At 74.0% G+C, this 17,448-nt stretch carries 12 protein-coding genes and 5 tRNA genes; 6 read left to right on the forward strand and 11 right to left on the reverse strand.

Annotated features, from left to right (window positions below):
* Positions 1 to 181: 181 nt before the first annotated feature.
* Genes ACQEU8_RS23710 through ACQEU8_RS23720 form a run of 3 tightly spaced genes read right to left on the reverse strand, consistent with a single transcriptional unit; the run spans position 182 to position 3,065 of the window.
* Positions 182 to 1,051, reverse strand: a complete 870-nt coding sequence (locus ACQEU8_RS23710; protein WP_433104307.1) for a GNAT family N-acetyltransferase — start codon at positions 1,049 to 1,051, stop codon at positions 182 to 184.
* Between the two features lie 41 nt (positions 1,052 to 1,092).
* Positions 1,093 to 1,914 (reverse strand): aminotransferase class IV, encoded by an 822-nt coding sequence (locus ACQEU8_RS23715; RefSeq protein WP_433104309.1) that lies wholly within the window; start codon positions 1,912 to 1,914, stop codon positions 1,093 to 1,095.
* Positions 1,915 to 1,925: 11 nt separating this feature from the next.
* A complete protein-coding gene (locus ACQEU8_RS23720) occupies positions 1,926 to 3,065 on the reverse strand; it encodes a chorismate-binding protein (protein ID WP_433104311.1) in 1,140 nt (379 codons plus the stop codon).
* Positions 3,066 to 3,209: 144 nt separating this feature from the next.
* Here ACQEU8_RS23720 and ACQEU8_RS23725 point away from each other — a divergent pair.
* The 5 genes from ACQEU8_RS23725 (at position 3,210) to ACQEU8_RS23745 (ending at position 3,637) form a co-directional block, all read left to right on the forward strand.
* A tRNA-Gly gene (locus tag ACQEU8_RS23725) sits at positions 3,210 to 3,282 on the forward strand.
* Positions 3,283 to 3,314: 32 nt separating this feature from the next.
* A tRNA-Cys gene (locus tag ACQEU8_RS23730) sits at positions 3,315 to 3,388 on the forward strand.
* Position 3,389: 1 nt separating this feature from the next.
* A tRNA-Val gene (locus ACQEU8_RS23735) sits at positions 3,390 to 3,464 on the forward strand.
* A 25-nt stretch (positions 3,465 to 3,489) separates the two neighbouring features.
* Positions 3,490 to 3,561 (forward strand) — tRNA-Val (locus ACQEU8_RS23740).
* 1 nt (position 3,562) lies between these two features.
* A tRNA-Val gene (locus tag ACQEU8_RS23745) sits at positions 3,563 to 3,637 on the forward strand.
* Positions 3,638 to 3,683: 46 nt separating this feature from the next.
* Here the strand turns inward: ACQEU8_RS23745 and ACQEU8_RS23750 are convergent.
* Both ACQEU8_RS23750 and ACQEU8_RS23755 read right to left on the reverse strand, forming a co-directional pair.
* The gene (locus ACQEU8_RS23750) at positions 3,684 to 4,700 is read right to left on the reverse strand and encodes a phosphotransferase family protein (RefSeq protein ID WP_433104313.1); all 1,017 of its coding nucleotides are present in this window, start codon (positions 4,698 to 4,700) and stop codon (positions 3,684 to 3,686) included.
* 212 nt (positions 4,701 to 4,912) lie between these two features.
* A complete protein-coding gene (locus tag ACQEU8_RS23755) occupies positions 4,913 to 5,122 on the reverse strand; it encodes a hypothetical protein (protein WP_433104315.1) in 210 nt (69 codons plus the stop codon).
* 636 nt (positions 5,123 to 5,758) lie between these two features.
* Between ACQEU8_RS23755 and ACQEU8_RS23760 the strand changes: the two genes are divergently transcribed.
* Entirely contained in the window at positions 5,759 to 7,174 is a 1,416-nt protein-coding gene (locus ACQEU8_RS23760) for a protein kinase domain-containing protein (protein WP_433104317.1), read from the forward strand.
* Positions 7,175 to 7,207: 33 nt separating this feature from the next.
* Here the strand turns inward: ACQEU8_RS23760 and ACQEU8_RS23765 are convergent, their stop codons facing one another.
* From ACQEU8_RS23765 to ACQEU8_RS23790, 6 genes are all read right to left on the reverse strand, one after another.
* A complete protein-coding gene (locus ACQEU8_RS23765) occupies positions 7,208 to 8,053 on the reverse strand; it encodes a TrmH family RNA methyltransferase (protein ID WP_433104319.1) in 846 nt (281 codons plus the stop codon).
* 81 nt (positions 8,054 to 8,134) lie between these two features.
* Positions 8,135 to 9,397: a uroporphyrinogen-III C-methyltransferase gene (cobA, locus tag ACQEU8_RS23770; protein ID WP_433104321.1), complete on the reverse strand. Its 1,263-nt coding sequence runs from the start codon at positions 9,395 to 9,397 to the stop codon at positions 8,135 to 8,137.
* A 218-nt stretch (positions 9,398 to 9,615) separates the two neighbouring features.
* Positions 9,616 to 14,106 carry a nicotinate-nucleotide--dimethylbenzimidazole phosphoribosyltransferase gene (gene cobT, locus ACQEU8_RS23775; RefSeq protein WP_433104323.1) on the reverse strand — a complete coding sequence of 1,497 codons (4,491 nt, stop codon included), beginning with the start codon at positions 14,104 to 14,106 and terminating at the stop codon, positions 9,616 to 9,618.
* Positions 14,107 to 14,383: 277 nt separating this feature from the next.
* Entirely contained in the window at positions 14,384 to 15,628 is a 1,245-nt protein-coding gene (gene cbiE, locus ACQEU8_RS23780) for a precorrin-6y C5,15-methyltransferase (decarboxylating) subunit CbiE (RefSeq protein ID WP_433104325.1), read from the reverse strand.
* A gap of 161 nt (positions 15,629 to 15,789) precedes the next feature.
* Positions 15,790 to 16,476, reverse strand: coding sequence for a GNAT family N-acetyltransferase (locus ACQEU8_RS23785; protein WP_433104327.1), 687 nt, complete (start codon positions 16,474 to 16,476; stop codon positions 15,790 to 15,792).
* Positions 16,477 to 16,617: 141 nt separating this feature from the next.
* Positions 16,618 to 17,406: a MetQ/NlpA family ABC transporter substrate-binding protein gene (locus ACQEU8_RS23790; protein WP_433108672.1), complete on the reverse strand. Its 789-nt coding sequence runs from the start codon at positions 17,404 to 17,406 to the stop codon at positions 16,618 to 16,620.
* Positions 17,407 to 17,448 lie beyond the last annotated feature (42 nt).

Raw genomic sequence — 17,448 nt, forward strand, 5'->3', positions numbered from 1 at the left:
TTCCTGGCCGGAGGGCTTCGCCGTGTCCGGCGGATCTTGACCGGCCCTCCCCGTTGTTCCGGTCAGGGGGTGCCCCTGCCGCCACTTGCGGAGTGCGGGTGCGTTGCGGTTGCTCGCGCGGTTCCCCGCGCCCCTTCGGGGCGCGTGCTGCGGAGCTTGGGCAGTCTGCGCCGGACACGCCCTAGAGCAGGGGCTTGACGTAGAAGCGTTCCAGCGGGTGGTAGCCCAGCGAGGTGTAGAGCCGGCGGGCGGGGGTGTTCTCGGCGAAGACGTTGAGGCCGAGCCGGTCGGCTCCCGCGTCCAGGCAGATGCGCTCCGCGGCCAGCATCAGCGAGCGGCCGTGGCCCTCTCCGCGCCGCTCGGGCGCCACGTTGATGTCGTAGACCCAGGCGTCCACATCGGTGCGGGGCAGCCCGGCGAAGGCCAGCCAGATCGAGCCGACGTCGGTGCCCTCATGAACGAGGACCCGCAGCGCGACTCCCGGCGAGGCGGCGCCGTCCGGCAGTTGGGTGCGGCGGACGGCCGCGGACCTGGCGGCGGCCTGTTCAGGGCTGAAGCCGCGGGTGACCAGGCCGTCGATGAAGGTCGTGGCGCCCGCTTCCCACCAGGCGTCGAACTCGGCGTCCGACAGTGCCCGGACCGCGCTGCCGGGCGGTAGTTCGGGGCGCGCGTCCAGTTGCTTGCTCATGTGGCAGCTGCGTTCCGTGTAGCCGAGGACACCCAGCAGGCGCACGCTGGGAGGTGGCGTGTCCCCGCCGCCGTCGCCGTCCGCGTCGGGCGGCAGCGGAACGCTGGCCTCCATGTGTGTGCAGCCCCAGCCCCGCAGGACCTCCTCGGCGGCCAGCGCCGCGACGGTCCCCCGCCCCCGGCGCCGCTCGCCCTCCTCGACGTACAGCCGCTCCAGCCGGCCGAGCGCCGGCCCGTCGGCGGCCGGGCCGAGGAGGGAGACGGCGCCCACCGGGCGGGAGTTGACACAGATCTCGTACGCGCGCGAGCGTCTGCCCTCGGCGGTGCGGCGCTCGGGACCGGTGGGGCGCAGGGTGGTCGTCACGGTCCGGTTCTACCCGTCGGCCGCCGTTCCCACCACCGGTTTCACGGGTCGATGTCGGCTGCCGAGCGCTCTTCGAAGACCCGCATCGCCTTGGCGGTCACCGGTCCTGGCGCGCCGGGCAGGGTGCGTCCGTCCAGCCGCGACACGGCCTGGACGTCGCGGAGGCTGGAGGTCACGAAGATCTCCTCGGCCTGCTCCAGCACGTCCATCGGCAGCTCCGTCTCACTGGCGCCCACCCATTCGAGGACCAGCGCCCTGGTGATGCCCGCGAGACAGCCGGAGGAGAGCGGCGGCGTGTGCAGTTCGCCGTCGAGGACGACGAAGACGTTGGAGCCGGTGCCCTCGCACAGCTGTCCGTGGGTGTTGGGGAACAGGGCCTCGGTGGCGGCGTGTTGGCGGGCGCGGGCGAGAGCGACGACGTTCTCGGCGTACGAGGTGGTCTTCAGCCCGGTGATCGCGCCGCGCTCGTTGCGGGTCCACGGGACGGTGACGACCGAGGTGGTGTCCGGGCGGCGGGTCGCCTGGCCGAGGGCGACGACGAGGGTGGGCGTCGCCTCCCCGCGGTCCGAGCCGAGCGGGGAGAGGCCGCCGGTGTAGGTGATCCGCAGCCTGCCGTACGGCATCGGGTTCGCGGCGATGACGGCGCCGCAGGCCCGCCGTACCTCGTCCGGGTCGGGCTCGGGCAGGCCGAGGCCGCGTGCGGAGGAGGCGAGCCGGTGCAGGTGCCGGGTGAGGGCGAACGGCGTGCCGTCAGTGGTCTTGACGGTCTCGAAGACGCCGTCGCCGACCGTCAGCCCGTGGTCGAGCACGGAGACGTTCGCGCTGTGTGCGTCCCGCAGTCCGCCGTCGAGCCAGATCTTCACTGCTGTTCACCTCAGGGAGCCTCTAGGGGCCGCTGTGTCACCGGGCGTGCGCCGCTCGTGTCCGGTGCGCGCCTCGGCGTCTCGTGGTCGTCGTACTCCCCCGACGCTACCGCGAGCAGCCGGGAAGCCTTCAGTTCGGTCTCCCGCCATTCCTGCTCCGGGTCGGAGTCCCAGATGATGCCCGCGCCGGCGCCGAAGCGCAGCAGGGGGCGTGGGTGGTCGCGCTCGATCCAGAAGGTGCGGATGCCGACGGCCAGCTCGCCGACGCCCCGGTCGGCGTCGACCCAGCCGATGCCACCGGTGTACGGGCCGCGCGGCACCGTCTCCAGCTCGTCGATCAGGCGCAGGGCGCTGGATTTGGGCGCCCCGGTGATGGAGCCGGGCGGGAAGGTGCCTTCCAGCAGCCGCGCCCACGCCCCGGGCCCGGCGCCGGGGGCCTCCGCGTCGTCGGGGAGCTCGCCGCGGACGGTGGAGACCAGGTGGACCAGGCCCCGGTAGGGCTCCGCCGCGCACAGCTGGGGAACGGTGATGGAGCCGGGCACGCAGACCCGGCCGAGGTCGTTGCGGACCAGGTCCGTGATCATCACGTTCTCCGCCCGCTCCTTCTCGCCCAGGTCGGCCTCGGAGCGGCCGGTGCCTTTTATGGGACCGGACTCGACGGAGCGTCCCGTACGGCGCAGATACAGCTCGGGGGAGGCCGTGGCGATCTCCACGCCGTGTGCGGGGAGGCGCACGGTTCCCGCGTACGCCGCCGGGGTGCCGAGGGCGAGCCGGGCGGTGAGCTGGTCGATGTCGCTGGTCGCCGGGGAGGGGTCGGGCAGCGGCGCGGACAGCACCCGGCAGAGGTTGACCTGGTAGACGTCGCCCGTTCCGATGGCCGCGCGGATCCGCCGCACGCCCTCGGTGTAGGCGGCGCGGTCCAGGGAGCTGACCCAGCCGTCGGCCACGGGGCCCCGCCAGCGGCCCGGCACCGGCGCGGGGAGGGGGGCGGGGCGTACGTCGCCGAAGCGGGCGCAGCACAGCCCGCCCTCGTAGTCGGCGACGACGGCCCACCAGCCCGAGGAGTCGAGAGCCTCGGGGTCGCTGGTCACGTCGCGGAGGTCGGTGGCAAGGCAGCCGCCCAAGCGGGCGAGCGGGGTCGGATCGGACACGGTTTCGAGTCTATGAGGGCCGCTGGGCGGCCACGCTGCGGAAACGGAATTTGAGCTGGCCCGGGAATCCGCTAAAGTTCAACACGTCGCCGAGGCGCAAGCGCCCCGGGGACAGCCTCCCGGGCGCGGCCCGGGGCAGGTACTGCGGACGTGGCTCAGCTGGTAGAGCATCACCTTGCCAAGGTGAGGGTCGCGAGTTCGAATCTCGTCGTCCGCTCGACGTGGGGGACCTTCGGGCCCTCCGCACCTGGTGGAGTGGCCGAGAGGCGAGGCAACGGCCTGCAAAGCCGTCTACACGGGTTCAAATCCCGTCTCCACCTCCAAGGACGATTAGCTCAGCGGGAGAGCGCTTCCCTGACACGGAAGAGGTCACTGGTTCAATCCCAGTATCGTCCACCAGGGTCCGGTCATCGCCGGGCCTTCCGCGCGGTTAGCTCAGCGGGAGAGCGCTTCCCTGACACGGAAGAGGTCACTGGTTCAATCCCAGTACCGCGCACGGACGATTAGCTCAGCGGGAGAGCGCTTCCCTGACACGGAAGAGGTCACTGGTTCAATCCCAGTATCGTCCACCAGCACACAGAGGGCCCCGGCGGTTTCGCCGGGGCCCTCTTCCGTGCGCTACGGCCGCTGCGGCGTGGGGAGTTCGGTCCGTTCGAAGAGCGCCGCGATCCGGGCGCACGCGGCCAGGCACGCCTCCTCCGCCTCGTCCAGCGACCGGCCCTCGGTGCGGGCCTTGGCGACGCCGAGTGCCGCGCTCTGCACCGTCAACGCGCGGGCGGGCGCGTCGAGATAGGCCCACGGGTCGGGACCCGCCAGGCCGTCCAGGGCGCTGCCCGCGCGGGGTCCGGCAGCGCGGACTCGCCGGGTGTACGCGCCGAAGAAGCGCCCCCATGCGGCGGGCTGGAGGAGGCCGGCCGCGTACCAGCAGGCGGGGCGCGCCAGGTCCCAGGCCGGGTCGCCGAGGCCCAGGTCGTCGACGTCGATGAGCTGCCAGGGGCCGTCGGGTGGCGGGTGCCGGACGAGTTGCCCGAGGTGGAAGTCGCCGTGGCACAGGGTGTGCGCGTCGGGCGGCGGCTCCTCGTCCCTGCACCACGGCGGCAGCACGGCCCAGGCGCGCTCGACGACATCGGCCGCCGCGGCATGGGCGCCCCGCGGGGCGCCGCGCATCCGCTTCAGGGCGCGGCGGGCCTTGGCGGGCCCGCGCATCGGCGGCACGGGGCCGGGGAGTTGGGCCGGGGGCGGGAGCGGCGCCGTGTGCAGCCGGGCCAGGAGCTCGCCCGCCGCCTCCCAGGGGGCGGCTGCCGCGTCGCTCGGGTCGACCGGGGCTCCGTACGGCCAGATGCTGCCGACCCGTCCGTCCGGCAGCGGCACCGTCCCGCCGTCCGAGGCGGGTGGCAGCAGCACGCCCTGGTACGTCGCGGCTGCCGCCACTCTCACCCGTACGTCCAGCCGCGCCGCCTCGGTGTCGGGCGCGTGTGCCTTGGCGATCAGGTCACCGGCCCGTACGACGGTGGTGTCGGGGCGCTCGGCGATCAGTTCGCCGTTGCCCGCGGGGGCCCCGGCGAGTACGCCGAGCGCTCGGTGCAGCGCGGTGCTATCCGTGGTGCCACCGGCAGGTCTGTCGGGGAGGGCCATGGGTACTCCAGGGGTTCGACGACCACGACGTGCGGCGCGTGCCTGTGCCGCAATGCGGCGCCGGATGCGGGGGCGCGGGCGACCGTGGATACGCGAGGGCCCGGGTAGCTCCCCAGCTACCCGGGCCTCGTGCCGTCCGCCGCACCCCCGTCCCCACGGGGCTGTAAGCCGGAAGTCCCCGACCCGGTCCGCTCCACCGGGCCCGGGATCGCTCAGGATCCCAGCATTCCGGCCACGGACGACGCCTGTGTCAGCACCATCCGACCCCAGCCCGAGACAAGGCCGAGGAGGAGGGCGAGTGGCAGCACCATGGCGGCTGCCACCAGCGGATGGCGGCGACCGCCGGGACGGGTGCCGAGGTCGGCGAGTGCCGCGAGCTTTCCCTTCCCTGTGGGCGTCGGGCGCCCGGCGATGTGTGCCATGTCCGCTCCTGATCGTTGTTTGGGGCGGCGGACGTCTGACCTCGGGGGACGAGTGCTGCGTCCGCCGCTTGACCACAACATTAGGCATCGGCGCGCACAGTGGCGTCATGCGCGCGTACCGACTCGGGGGCCTCCCGCAGGATGACGCGGTGCGGGGCCGCATACTCCCCAGGGTGGAGGCGTCGTCAGCTTTTCCAGGGTCTTCCCCCAGGGGGTACGCCGCTCGGTCGGACGAGGGCCCCGAGGGGGTGAGTTCTCTCACTCCCCATGCTGTGTCCGCACCGCGGCCAGTGGCCGGTCAACCGCCCGGCCGGACGGGGCGGGGACGCCGTTCGCCGTACGCAGCCGACCTCCGTCTCCGTATCCGTCGGTCCGTCAAACCCCGTCCGCCGCCGTCGGTTTGACGGCGCAGGGCCGGGGGCGCACTGGAGCGTGGGACCGGCGCGTCCGGTGGACTTCCCGTCGTCCGGCGGGCTCTGACATTCCGTCCGGCGCCGCGTGCGCGGCCTATCGTCGCCTTGCCACGGCAGTCCGTAAGCTGTGGTCGTCAGACGGACCGGTCGGCGGTGGGCTGCTCCCCCACCGGGCGCCGGAGGTGGGGCATTCGCCCACCGGACACCGGAGGTAGGAACGGACATGGCGATGATGCGGCTCCGGCGCGAGGACCCGCGAGTCGTCGGCTCGTTCAGGCTCCACCGGCGCCTGGGGGCCGGCGGCATGGGCGTGGTCTACCTCGGTTCGGACCGGCGCGGCCAGCGGGTCGCGCTGAAGGTGATCCGGCCGGACCTGGCCGAGGACCAGGAGTTCCGCTCCCGCTTCGCCCGTGAGGTCTCGGCCGCGCGGCGGATCAGGGGCGGGTGCACGGCCCGGCTGGTGGCGGCCGACCTGGAGGCCGACCGGCCCTGGTTCGCCACCCAGTACGTGCCGGGCCCCTCGCTGCACGACAAGGTGAACGACGGCGGCCCGCTGCCCGCCGCGCAGGTCGCCTCGATCGGCGCCGCGCTCGCCGAGGGCCTGGTGGCGGTGCACGAGGCGGGCGTCGTGCACCGCGACCTGAAACCGTCGAACATCCTGCTGTCCCCCAAGGGCCCGCGCATCATCGACTTCGGTATCGCCTGGGCGACGGGCGCGAGCACACTCACACACGTCGGCACCGCCGTCGGCTCCCCCGGCTTCCTGGCGCCCGAGCAGGTACGGGGCGCAGCCGTCACCCCAGCGACGGATGTGTTCGCGCTGGGCGCCACGCTGGCCTACGCGGCCACGGCGGACTCCCCGTTCGGGCAGGGCAGTTCGGAAGTGATGCTCTACCGCGTGGTGCACGAGGAGCCACAGCTGGACGCGGTGCACGCCGCGCTGGCGCCGCTGATCCACGCCTGCCTGGTCAAGTCGCCGGAGGACCGCCCGAGCACGCTTCAGCTGTCGCTGCGGCTCAAGGAGATCGCGGCACGCGAGGCTCGCGGGCTGACCGACGGCGGAGACGCCGCGCTGGGCGACTTGCCGGGCGCGGGCGCACGGCCGGCAACCGGTGGGCCGGCCTCCGGCAGGTCCGTACCCGGCAGACGGCACGAAGCGCCCTCCGCCGAGCGGTACCCGCGGGACCACGTACAGCAGCGCACCCAGCGGGACGGAGCCGGCCGGGAACGCGAACGGGCGGCGAGCGCGCCCCGCGCCTCGACACCGCGCGCCCCCCGGTCGACCGCGCCGGGCTCCTCGCGCGCTTCGCGTCCCTCGCGGGACGCCGGACATGTGACCGGCAACGGCGGCCGCAGGAGCGGGGAGCGCCCGGCACGCCGTCCCACGAGCCCGCCGCCACCGCGGGGCGGCGGCGAACGGACGGGCAGCGGCAGGTCCGCCACCGGCAGAGAGGGCCGGCCTGCCCGGGGCACCCGCCCCGGCGGGCTCAGCCCCGCCGCGCGCAGGCGGCGGCTGCTGCGGCAACGCCTCATCGTCTTCGTGACGGTCACCCTGCTGGTCGCCCTGGGCATCGCCGCGGCACAGGGCTGCGAGGGCCCCACCCGGGGGCTCGGCAGCGTCTCGGAACAGGTGCCGTAGCCCCGAAGGCGCGTGGCCGGGCCCGGTGGTACGTCAGCGGGTCACCGCGTAGAAGGCGACGGCCGCTGCCGCGCCCACGTTGAGGGAGTCGACGCCGTGGGCCATCGGGATGCGGACCCATTCGTCGGCGGCGCGCAGGGCTCGGGTGGTCAGGCCCTCGCCCTCGGCGCCGAGCATCAGCGCCGTGCGTTCCGCGCCGCCCGCGGTGACGGTGTCGATGGGGACGGCCTTCTCGTCAGGGGTGAGGGCGAGCAGTGGGAAGCCCGCGTCACGTACCGTCTCCAGACCGCGCGGCCAGCTCTCCAGCCGGGCGTAGGGCACGGCGAAGACAGCGCCCATCGAGACCTTGACCGAGCGTCGGTAGAGCGGGTCGGCGCAGTCCGGCGACAGCAGTACGGCGTCCATGCCCAGCGCGGCGGCGCTGCGGAAGATGGCACCGATGTTGGTGTGGTCGTTCACCGACTCCATGATCACGATACGGCGGGCCGTGGCCAGCAGTTCCTCCGGTGCCGGGAGGGGCTTGCGCTGCATGGAGGCGAGGGCTCCGCGGTGCACGTGGTAGCCGGTGACGCGCTCGGCCAGTTCCGGGCTGACGGCGTAGACGGGGGCGGGCACCTCGTCGATGACGTCGCGCATCACATCGATCCACTTCGCGGACAGCAGCATCGAGCGCATCTCGTACCCGGCGTGCCGGGCGCGGCGGATCACCTTCTCGCCCTCGGCGATGAACAGCCCCTCGGCGGGCTCGCGCTTGCGGCGCAGCTCGACGTCGGTCAGGCCCGTGTAGTCGCTCAGCCGGGGGTCGTCGGGGTCGTCGACGGTGACGAGCCTGCCGGCAGGCGGATCGCCGGCAGTGCCGTTGGAGGATGCTGTAGCCACAGGCCGATACTGCCTTGTCCCGCTCGAAGTGCCAATGCGTCGTTACTGCCGCGTACGCGGTGTGCCGTATCCGGTGCCGGGCTACTGAGCGTCCTCCGCAGCGCGGCGGGTGCCCAGCGAGACCACGTCGCCGATCACGATGACGGCCGGAGGGCGTACCTCCTCGGCGGCGGCGCGCTCCGCGGCTGTCGCCAGCGTGGCGTCGACGCGGCGTTCGGTCGCCATGGTGCCTTCCTGGACGATGGCGACGGGGGTGTCGGCGGGGCGGCCATGCGCACGGAGCGCGGCGGCGATGGCGCCGAGGTTCTCCACTGCCATCAGCAGCACGAGGGTGCCGCGCAGCCTGGCGAGCGCGGGCCAGTCCACCAGCGAGCGCGGGTCGTCGGGGGCCACATGGCCGCTGACGACGGTGAACTCGTGGGCCACTCCCCGGTGCGTGACGGGGATGCCGACGGCTCCCGGCACGCTGATCGAGCTGGAGATGCCCGGTACGACGGTCACCTGGATGCCCTCGGCCGCGAGCTGCTCGGCCTCCTCCATGCCCCGGCCGAAGACGAACGGATCGCCGCCCTTGAGCCGTACGACGGACCGCCCGGCTTTGGCGTGCTCGACCAGTACGGCGTTGATGGCCTCCTGCGCCATCGCGCGCCCGTAGGGGATCTTGGCCGCGTCGATGACCTCGACGTGCGGCGGGAGTTCGTCCAGCAGGTCGCGGGGGCCGAGCCGGTCGGCGACCACGACATCGGCCTGGGCCAGCAGCCGGCGGCCCCGCACCGTGATCAGGTCCGGGTCGCCGGGTCCGCCGCCGACGAGGGCGACGCCTGCGGTGCGCGGCCCGCGCTGTTCCGCGACGAGGGTGCCGTCGCCGAGGCGGGCGACGATGGCGTCCCGGATGGCGGCCGAGCGGCGCGGGTCGCGGCCCGCGGCGCCGTGCACCCCGCTGGTGAGGACGGCGACGGTGATGCCGTCGCTGCGCCCGGTCGCCGGGGTCCACGCGGTGCCCTGGTCCGCGTCGTCCGTACGTACGCACCACACGCGGCGGGACTCGGCCTCGGCGACGATGGCGGCGTTGACGCCGGGGTCGTCGGTGGCAGCCAGCGCGTACCAGGCGTCCGCGAGATCGCCGTCCCGCCAGGTGCGGCGCTCCCAGGTGATCTCGCCGCTGGTCACCATCGCCTCGACGGAGGGGGTGACCTCGGGGGCGATGACCGTGACGTCCGCGCCCGCCGCCAGCAGCGCCGGGAGGCGGCGCTGCGCCACGGTGCCGCCACCGACCAGCACGACGCGGCGCCCGGCCAGGCGGAGTCCTACGGGGTAGGCGGGAGTGGCGGAGGTTTCCGACATCTGGGACGGCATCCTTCTCGGGAGGGCGAGCCGGCTCGGATACCGAGCCGACGACGATGCCGCTGCGGCGGTGGAGCGGCCGGGGGACGGTGAGGGACAGCCTATGCGGGACCGGCGACCGGTGCTGTCTCGCAGGTCACGGCGGGGGCGGACGGCGCAGCCGTGGACGTCCCCGGTCCCTGGGTACGGGACCGGGGACGCCGCGTCGAGGCGCCGCGTCAGCTCTTCTCGGTGACGCCCGCCGCGTCGAACGTCGCCACCTCGTGCATCGCACGGGCCGCGCTCTGCACCATCGGGAGCGCCAGCAGCGCGCCCGTGCCCTCGCCCAGCCGCAGATCGAGGTCGACCAGCGGCCGCAGCCCCAGCTTGGTGAGGGCCGCGACATGGCCGGGCTCCGCGCTGCGGTGACCGGCGATGCACGCGGCGAGCGCCTCGGGCGCCACGGCCCGGGCCACCAGCGCGGCGGCTCCGGCGCTGACCCCGTCGAGGATGACGGGCGTACGCAGCGAGGCACCGCCGAGGATCAGCCCGACCATCGCGGCGTGCTCCAGCCCGCCGAACGCGGAGAGCATGCCGAGCGGGTCGGCTGGATCGGGCTGGTGGAGCTCCAGCGCCCGGCGTACGACCTCGACCTTGCGGGCGTGTGTCTCGTCGTTGATGCCGGTACCACGGCCGGTGACCTCGGCGGGGTCGGCGCCCGTGCAGGCGGCGATCAGCGCCGCGGACGCGGTGGTGTTGGCGATGCCCATCTCGCCGGTGAGCAGCGCCTTGTTGCCGGCCGCGACGAGATCGCGGGCGGTCTCGATGCCCACCTCCAGGGCCCGCTCGACCTCTTCGCGGGTCAGCGCGGGCCCGGCGGTCATGTCGGCCGTACCGGCCCTGACCTTGCGGGGCAGCAGACCGGGCGTGGTGGGCAGTTCGGCCACCACTCCGACGTCCACGACGCACACCTCGGCGCCCACCTGGTTGGCGAACGCGTTGCAGACGGCGCCGCCGCCCAGGAAGTTGGCCACCATCTGCGCGGTGACCTCCTGGGGCCAGGGCGTGACGCCCTGCGCGTGCACCCCGTGGTCCCCCGCGAACACGGCGACGGCGGCGGGCTCGGGCACCGGCGGCGGGCACTTGCGGGACAGCCCGCACAGCTGCGCGGAGATGATCTCCAGCATGCCGAGTGCCCCGGACGGCTTGGTCATCCGCTTCTGCCGCTCCCACGCCTCGCCGAGCGCCTTCGCGTCCAGCGGGCGGATGGTGCCCAGGGTCTCGGCGAGCATGCCGGTCGGCTCGGCGCCGGGCAGCGCGCGGCGCCCGTACGCCTCCTCGTGGACGACCCACGACAGCGGGCGCCGCTTGGACCAGCCCGCCTGCATCAGCTCGGGTTCGTCCGGGAACTCGTCGACGTAGCCGACGCACAGATAGGCGACGACCTCCAGATGCTCGGGCAGCTCCAGCGTGCGGACCAGTTCCCGCTCGTCGAAGAAGCTGACCCAGCCCACCCCGAGTCCCTCGGCCCGCGCGGCGAGCCACAGGTTCTCCACGGCGAGCGCGGAGGAGTACGGCGCCATCTGCGGCTGCGTATGGCGGCCGAGGGTGTGCCGGCCGCCGCGCGTCGGGTCGGCGGTGACGACGATGTTGACCGGGGTGTCGAGGATCGCCTCGATCTTCATTTCCTTGAACTGCTTCGCCCGGCCCTTGGGCAGCGACTTGGCGTACGCCTGCCGCTGCCGCTCGGCCAGCTCGTGCATGGTCCGGCGGGTCTCCTCGGAGCGGATCACCACGAAGTCCCACGGCTGCGAGTGCCCGACGCTGGGTGCCGTGTGCGCCGCCTCGAGAACGCGCAGCAGCACCTCGTGCGGGATCGGGTCGGGCCGGAAACCGTTACGGATGTCCCGCCGCTCCCGCATCAGCCGGTGTACGGCCTCCCGCTCCGCCGCGGCGTATCCGGGGGCGGGGTCGCCTGCGGGGGCGGATTCCGCTTCCGGGGCGGATGCCGCTTCGGGGGCGGTTCCGTTGGCGGCGGGGTGCCCGTTGGGGGACTGTTCGTCGGTGGGCTCGGGGTCGGCCGCTTCGGTGTCGGCCTCGGCGGACTCGGTCTGCTCGGCGTCGGGCGCCTCGCCATCGGCGGGCTCGCCGTCAGGTGCTTCGCCCTCGGTGGGCTCGCCGGCTGTGGACCCGTCGGCGGTCGGCTCGCCCTCGGGGGTCTCGGCCGCGTCGGTGGCCTCGGCCGCGTCGGTGGCTGGGGCGTCGGTGGCCTCCGCTTCGGCCGTCCCGTTGCCGGTGGTCTCACCGTCGGCCGGGTCAACTGCGGCACCGTCGGCGGCTTCTGCGCCTTCGGGCGCCGCGGGCTCGGTGTTCGCGGGCTCGGCGTTCGGGGCGGCGTCGGCTGCTGCTCCTTCGGCCGGGGCAGCTGTCCCTTCGGCGTTCTCCGCGCCGGGTGCGCCCGCCTCGGCGGCGGGGGACTCCTGCTCTACGGGGGCGGCGGCGTCGGGGGCGTCCGGGCTCTCGGACGGAGCAGCGTCCTGCGGGGCCGCTTCGGAGGCTTCCGCAACGCCGGTCAGCTCCATGGTCACCGAGTCCTGCGGGGCGCTCGCAGCAGCGGCTGCCTCCGGTCCCGCGCCGTCCTGTTCGGCGGCGTCGGCGGTGGCGGCGGCGTCCGGTGCGGTGCCTTCGGCCGGTGCCCCTTCGGCAGGGGCGGCGGCCTCGGGCGCGGCGGCCTCGGCCGCCGGGGCCTCGGGCTCGGCGGTGCCGGGCTGTGCGTCCGTTGTGGTCTGGGTTGCAGCGGATTCGGGCACCGGCATGGCCTCGGGCTCCTCGCCGGGCTGGGCCTCGGACGGGGTGCCCGGGGAGTCGGAGGCTGTTGCCTGTTCGGGGATCACGGGCCCGTCCGGCTGGGTGCCGTTCTGCTGCTCCGCGTCCTGGTTTATCGGCGGCGCGCCGGCGCCCTGTTCGGGCTGGGGTCCCCCACCCTGCGCCGGGACCGTGGGCAGCCCACCCGGCTGCGCCTCCTGACGGGGGCCGGGCACACCCTCGTTGGCGGGGTTCTCCGCTGCGGGCACCTCCTGAGGGGCGGCCTCGGCGGTCGTCTCCGGCTCGCCGGGAGCCTGGCCGCCGTCGGCCGGGACGGCCTCGGGAGCAGCGCCGGGGGCCTCGGCGGAGGGCTGCGATTCGCCGTCGGCCGGGACGGCCTCGGGAGCAGCGCCGGGGGCCTCGGCGGAGGGCTGCGATTCGCCGTCTGCCTGGACGTCTTCGGACCGTACGGCTTCGGGCTGTCCGGCTTCGGACTGTCCGGCTTCCGGTTGTACGGCTTCGGGCGCGGAGCCGGGAGCTGCCGCCTCCGACCCGGCGTCCTGGGGCGTCGGCGCCGTGGGGACGGCGGGCTCGGCGGCGGGCTCGGGCTGCGCGGCCCAGGCGTCCTGTTGGGGCGGGAGTTGACCGAGTTGCGGGCCGGGCAGCGGCTCCTCGACAGCCGGTGCGGCTGCCTGCGGCGCGGGGTCGGGGTGGGAGGGAGCAGGGGCCTGCACACCGGCCGCCGCCTGCGCGGACTGCTCGGCACCCGGCTGGTGCGCCTCCGGCTGCGGCGTCGGCGTCTCGGCCTGCGCGGGCTGCTCGACGGGCGCCACCCCGGCCGTCTGCGGGTCCATGACAGCAGGAGCTGTCGACTGGGGCCCGGCGGGCTGCTGTTCGGCCGGTACGGCGCCGTGCGGGACCTCCGCGGGCTGTGCGGCTGCCGGGTGCTGTGCTGCGGCGGCGGAGTCCTGCGGTGCGGACGGCTGCTGGGGCTGTTCCGCCGGAAGCCGACCGTCCGCCGGGACGGCAGGCCGCGGCGCACCCTGTACTGGCGTGGCCTGCGGAGCCGCGGGGGCCGGCTGCGCGGTGGCCCGCTCCGAGAGCGGGCGTACGGTGCCGGACTGTTCGGGCACCGGCGGCCCGAGGTGCAGCGGACGGCGCGGCCCGTTGCCGGGGGCGCTCTGCGTGGTCGCGGGCGTGGACGCCGATGCGCCGTGCGGCTGTTGGGGCGTGCGTACGGCGCTCACATCGATGGCGCCGGAGTCACGGCCGTCGGTCTCGTGCGGACCCGGGGCGCTCGCGTCCACCGCGTCCGGCTGTGCGGCGGCAGCTGGTCCGGCGTCGGGCTGCGGCTGCTCCGGCCCGCCGTCCTGCGCGGCCGGCTGCGGGACGCCCTGCGCGTTGTGAACGTACGCGGCGTCCTGCGGCCCGTATCCCTGCTGCGCATGGCCGTTGACCCCGTATACCTCGCCCGGTGCGTGGGCGCCCTCGGGCGCGTACGTCCCCTCGGGCGTCAACCGGCCGTCCTGCGGCGGCTGCTGACCGGCGGCGGACTGGGGCGGCTGCCCGTGCGGGTCGTACTCGTACCCGTAGGAGGCTTCCGGCTGCGGCTGGGCTTGGGGCTGCGGCTGGGGCATCGGCTGCGCCGGGCCGGGCGCCGACTGCTCGTTCCAGGCGCCCTGCGCCGAAGGCATCAGCAGCAGGTCCTCTTCCTCGTGCGGTTCGTGGTGACTTGGTGCCTCGTGGAGGCCCTGCGGGGCGTGGGCGGAGGGTGCCTGGGCCGCGTCCTGGACGTCGCCGACGCCGCCGGCCGGGTCGGCGAAGGTGTAGGTGCCGGAGGCCGGAACGCCCGGCTGCCCCTCCGGCTGCTGCCCGCCTGCGTTCTCCGGCAGCCCCTCGCCCGGGATCTGACCGGTGTCAGTCATGCGTTCCCCTCGCCCATCGCTAGTGCTCCTTCCAACCCGGCGGACGGACCGCCGCGCCCCGTAGATGAAGAACGAGCACGCACTCTGTGCGGCACGTGCCTCCGCCTACACCATCCGGACAATGACGGACGAAGCGTCAACCCCGAACGGTGGCACAACAGTCCATCAGCCTACCCGTCACAACAGCCCCCACCGGCCACGGGTGGGAGAGAAAGCGCACTTCGTCGGGGTTCGTCACGCAGCACGTCACAGAGGTTCACTGTCACGTCACAGAGGTTCAGGTCCGGACAGCGGACAGCAGGAAGACGACGGAGCGTTCGGTCTCCGTCCACTCGGCCGTCTCCAGTTCCACCGACTGAAGCAGAGCGCACTCGACGGCGTAACCCCGCTCCCCGAGCGCCCTTCCGACCGCCTCTGCCTCATCTCTGGTGCCGGCGTGCGTGACGATACGCGTGGGGCGGCGGTCGGCGACGGCGGTGACGGTGGCCGCTCCCCCGCCGCCGACCCGCACCACGTCGGGCTCGGGCAGGTCCTCCAGGATGGGCGGTGCCACGCCGTGCACGGTCTCCAACTGGACGCCGAAGCGCCGGGCGGCGGCGTGGATACGGGCGCAGGCGTCGGCGTCGCGGTCGACGGCGATGACGGCTGCGCCCAACCGCGCGGACTCCACCGCGAGGGCTCCGCTGCCGGCGCCGATGTCCCAGACGAGGTCGCCGATGCGGGGCCCCAGCCAGGCGAGTTGGGCGGCGCGCAGCTGCACCGACTCACCGGCCCGGGGCGCGCCGGCCCGCCCGTACGCCGGTACCCCGGTGTACTCGACCGCCGGCAGCGCCCAGCCGCGGACGGCGGGCGGGTAGCCGACCTCGTGGCCCGCGAGCCATGCGTTGCCCTGGGTGGCGCCGCTGTCGGCGCCGGCTCCCGTACCGCCGACGACGATGACGACATTGGGGTCACGCCAGGTGTGGTCGGCGACCTTGTCGGAGGTGAGGACGGTGACCTGCTCGCGTTCGGTGCCCAGCGCCTCGCAGATGACGAAGGTGCGGTGGACCCCGGTCAGCAGCAGGGCGAGTTCCGCGGGCCCGGCACCTGGCGAGGTGAGCACGGCGACCTTGTTGTGGGCGCGGCAGACGTTGACGGCGCGGCGCAGGGTGCGGCTGTTGGCGACGACGAGTTGGGCGTCGTCCCAGGGCATCCCGGCGCGGGCGAAGGCGGCGGCGACCGAGGAGACGGCGGGCACGACCTCGACCTCCAGGCCGTGCTCGGGGGCGCGCAGGGTCCGTACGACACCGAAGAAGCCGGGGTCCCCGTCGGCGAGGACGACGGCGGAGCCGCGGTGGCGTGCGATACGGCGGGCCGCGAGAGAGGTGCTGCCGAGCCGGATGCGCTCGGCGCGCGGCGGAACCTCGGGCAGGGCGAGATGGTGTGCGGCTCCGGCGACGAGGGTGGCCGCTGCGAGGGCGGAGCGGGCGGCGTCGGTCAGCGGCGAACCGTCCCACCCGATCACGGTGACGCGGTCGGCCATGTGGGGTGTCTCCTGTGCTCATCGCAGGTCGGGCCCACTGAGCGTACCCCCTGTGGGGGTGGGGGCGGCCTCCGCGTCCTGCTGTGCGCGGCCGTCGGTGCACCCTGCGCCCCGTATGCGCCGCGGCCGATGCTCTGGGGGGCAGCCGGGGCCGCGCGCGGTCAGTGGCGCTGGGGCCAGCCGGGGTAGGGCGCGTAGCCGCCGGCCTCGGCCGACTGGTCGAAGGCGCCTTCGAAGGCACCGTCGAGATCTTCGGGCAGCAGGCTCCAGACGATGAGGTCGGTACGGATCTCCGCCCAGCCTCCCTGGGCCTCCTGTCGGGAGGAGCCCCAGTTCTCGGTGCGGGTGCGCGCTATCCAGGCGTTGCGCAGCACTCCCTCGCTGATGCAGCCGAGCTTCTGTGCGACCTGCTGGGCCGCGGTGTTGTCGGCCGCGGTGCGGATCTCCAGGCGTTCGAACTTCTGCTCCTGGAAGAGCCATTGGGCCACGGCGCCCAGTGACTCGGAGGCGTACCCCTCGCCACGGGCCCAGGAGGCGGTTGCGTAGGAGGCGTGGGTGGAGAGCACCCGCCAGTCGGTGTCGCGCAGTTCGACCAGGCCGACAAGGCGCTGGGTGAGCAGTTCGGTGACGGCGAAGACGATGCCGTCGCCCGAGGTGCGCCGGGCGGGGGCGTGGCGGGTGATGAAGTTCCTGGCCTCGGCCTCGGTGTAGGGCACGGGCGCCGCCAGCCAGGCGGTGATCTGGTCGTCCGCCATCATCTCGGTGAGCGCGGGGACGTCCGCTTCCTCGAACGGGCGCAGCACGAGCCGGTCCGTGCTGATCGAGATGTCCGGGAAGGTCGAGGTCATGCGCCGCTCCTACACGTCGGGGTGCACAGCATGCAGCATCGGCACCGTGATGTGCAGCGCCGGGCCCCCCTTGGCGGGTGGGGCCCGGCGCTGATCAGAGACTTGTCGACAGGGGGACTTTCCCCGGTCGGGCCGTGGCGTTCACGATCCCACAGGCCCGAAGACCGGTTCGATGGCCCCCTGGTACTTGTCCTGGATGAACTTCTTGACCTGCTTGGAGTTGAGCAGCTCGGCCAGCTTCTCGATCCGCGGGTCGTGCTGCTTGCCGTCCTTGACCGCGAGGAAGTTGGCGTACGGGTTGCCCTTCGCCTGCTCCGCGACCAGGGCGTCCTTGGCCGGGTTCAGCTCGGCGTCGACGGCGTAGTTGCCGTTGATGACGGCGGCGTCCACGTCGTCGAGCGCGCGCGGGACCGCCGCGGCCTCCAACTCCTTGAACTTCAGACCCTTGGTGTCGGCGATGTCGCCGAGGGTGGCCTCCTGCCCTGCGCCGGGCTTCAGCTTGATGAGACCGTGCTCGGCCAGCAGGTGGAGGGAGCGGCCCTCGTTGGTGCTGTCGTTGGGGACGGCGACGGTGTCGCCGGACCCGATGCCCTTGAGGCTCTTCTCCTTCTTGGAGTAGAGGCCCAGCGGCTCCAGCTCGACGTTGACGACCGGCCTGATGTGGGTGTTCTGCTTCTTGTTGAAGTCGTCGAGATAGGGCTTGTGCTGGAAGAAGTTGGCGTCGACCTCGCCGCTCTCGGTGGCGGTGTTGGGCACCACGTAGTCGTTGAACTTACGGATGTCGAGCTTGAGCCCCTCCTTCTCGGCGAGGTGCTTCTGGACGTACTCCAGGATCTCGGCGTGCGGGGTGGGCGAGGCCGCGACCTTGAGGGTCTGCTTGTCCTCGCCGCCCTGGCCGATGCCGTAGCCGATCAGTGCCAGCGGGACCACGACGGCGGCGGCCACCGCGACGGTGCGGCCGCGGCCGAGCCG

Origin of the sequence: Streptomyces sp. CA-250714 (assembly GCF_050936705.1) — a bacterium.
Taxonomy (GTDB): domain Bacteria; phylum Actinomycetota; class Actinomycetes; order Streptomycetales; family Streptomycetaceae; genus Streptomyces.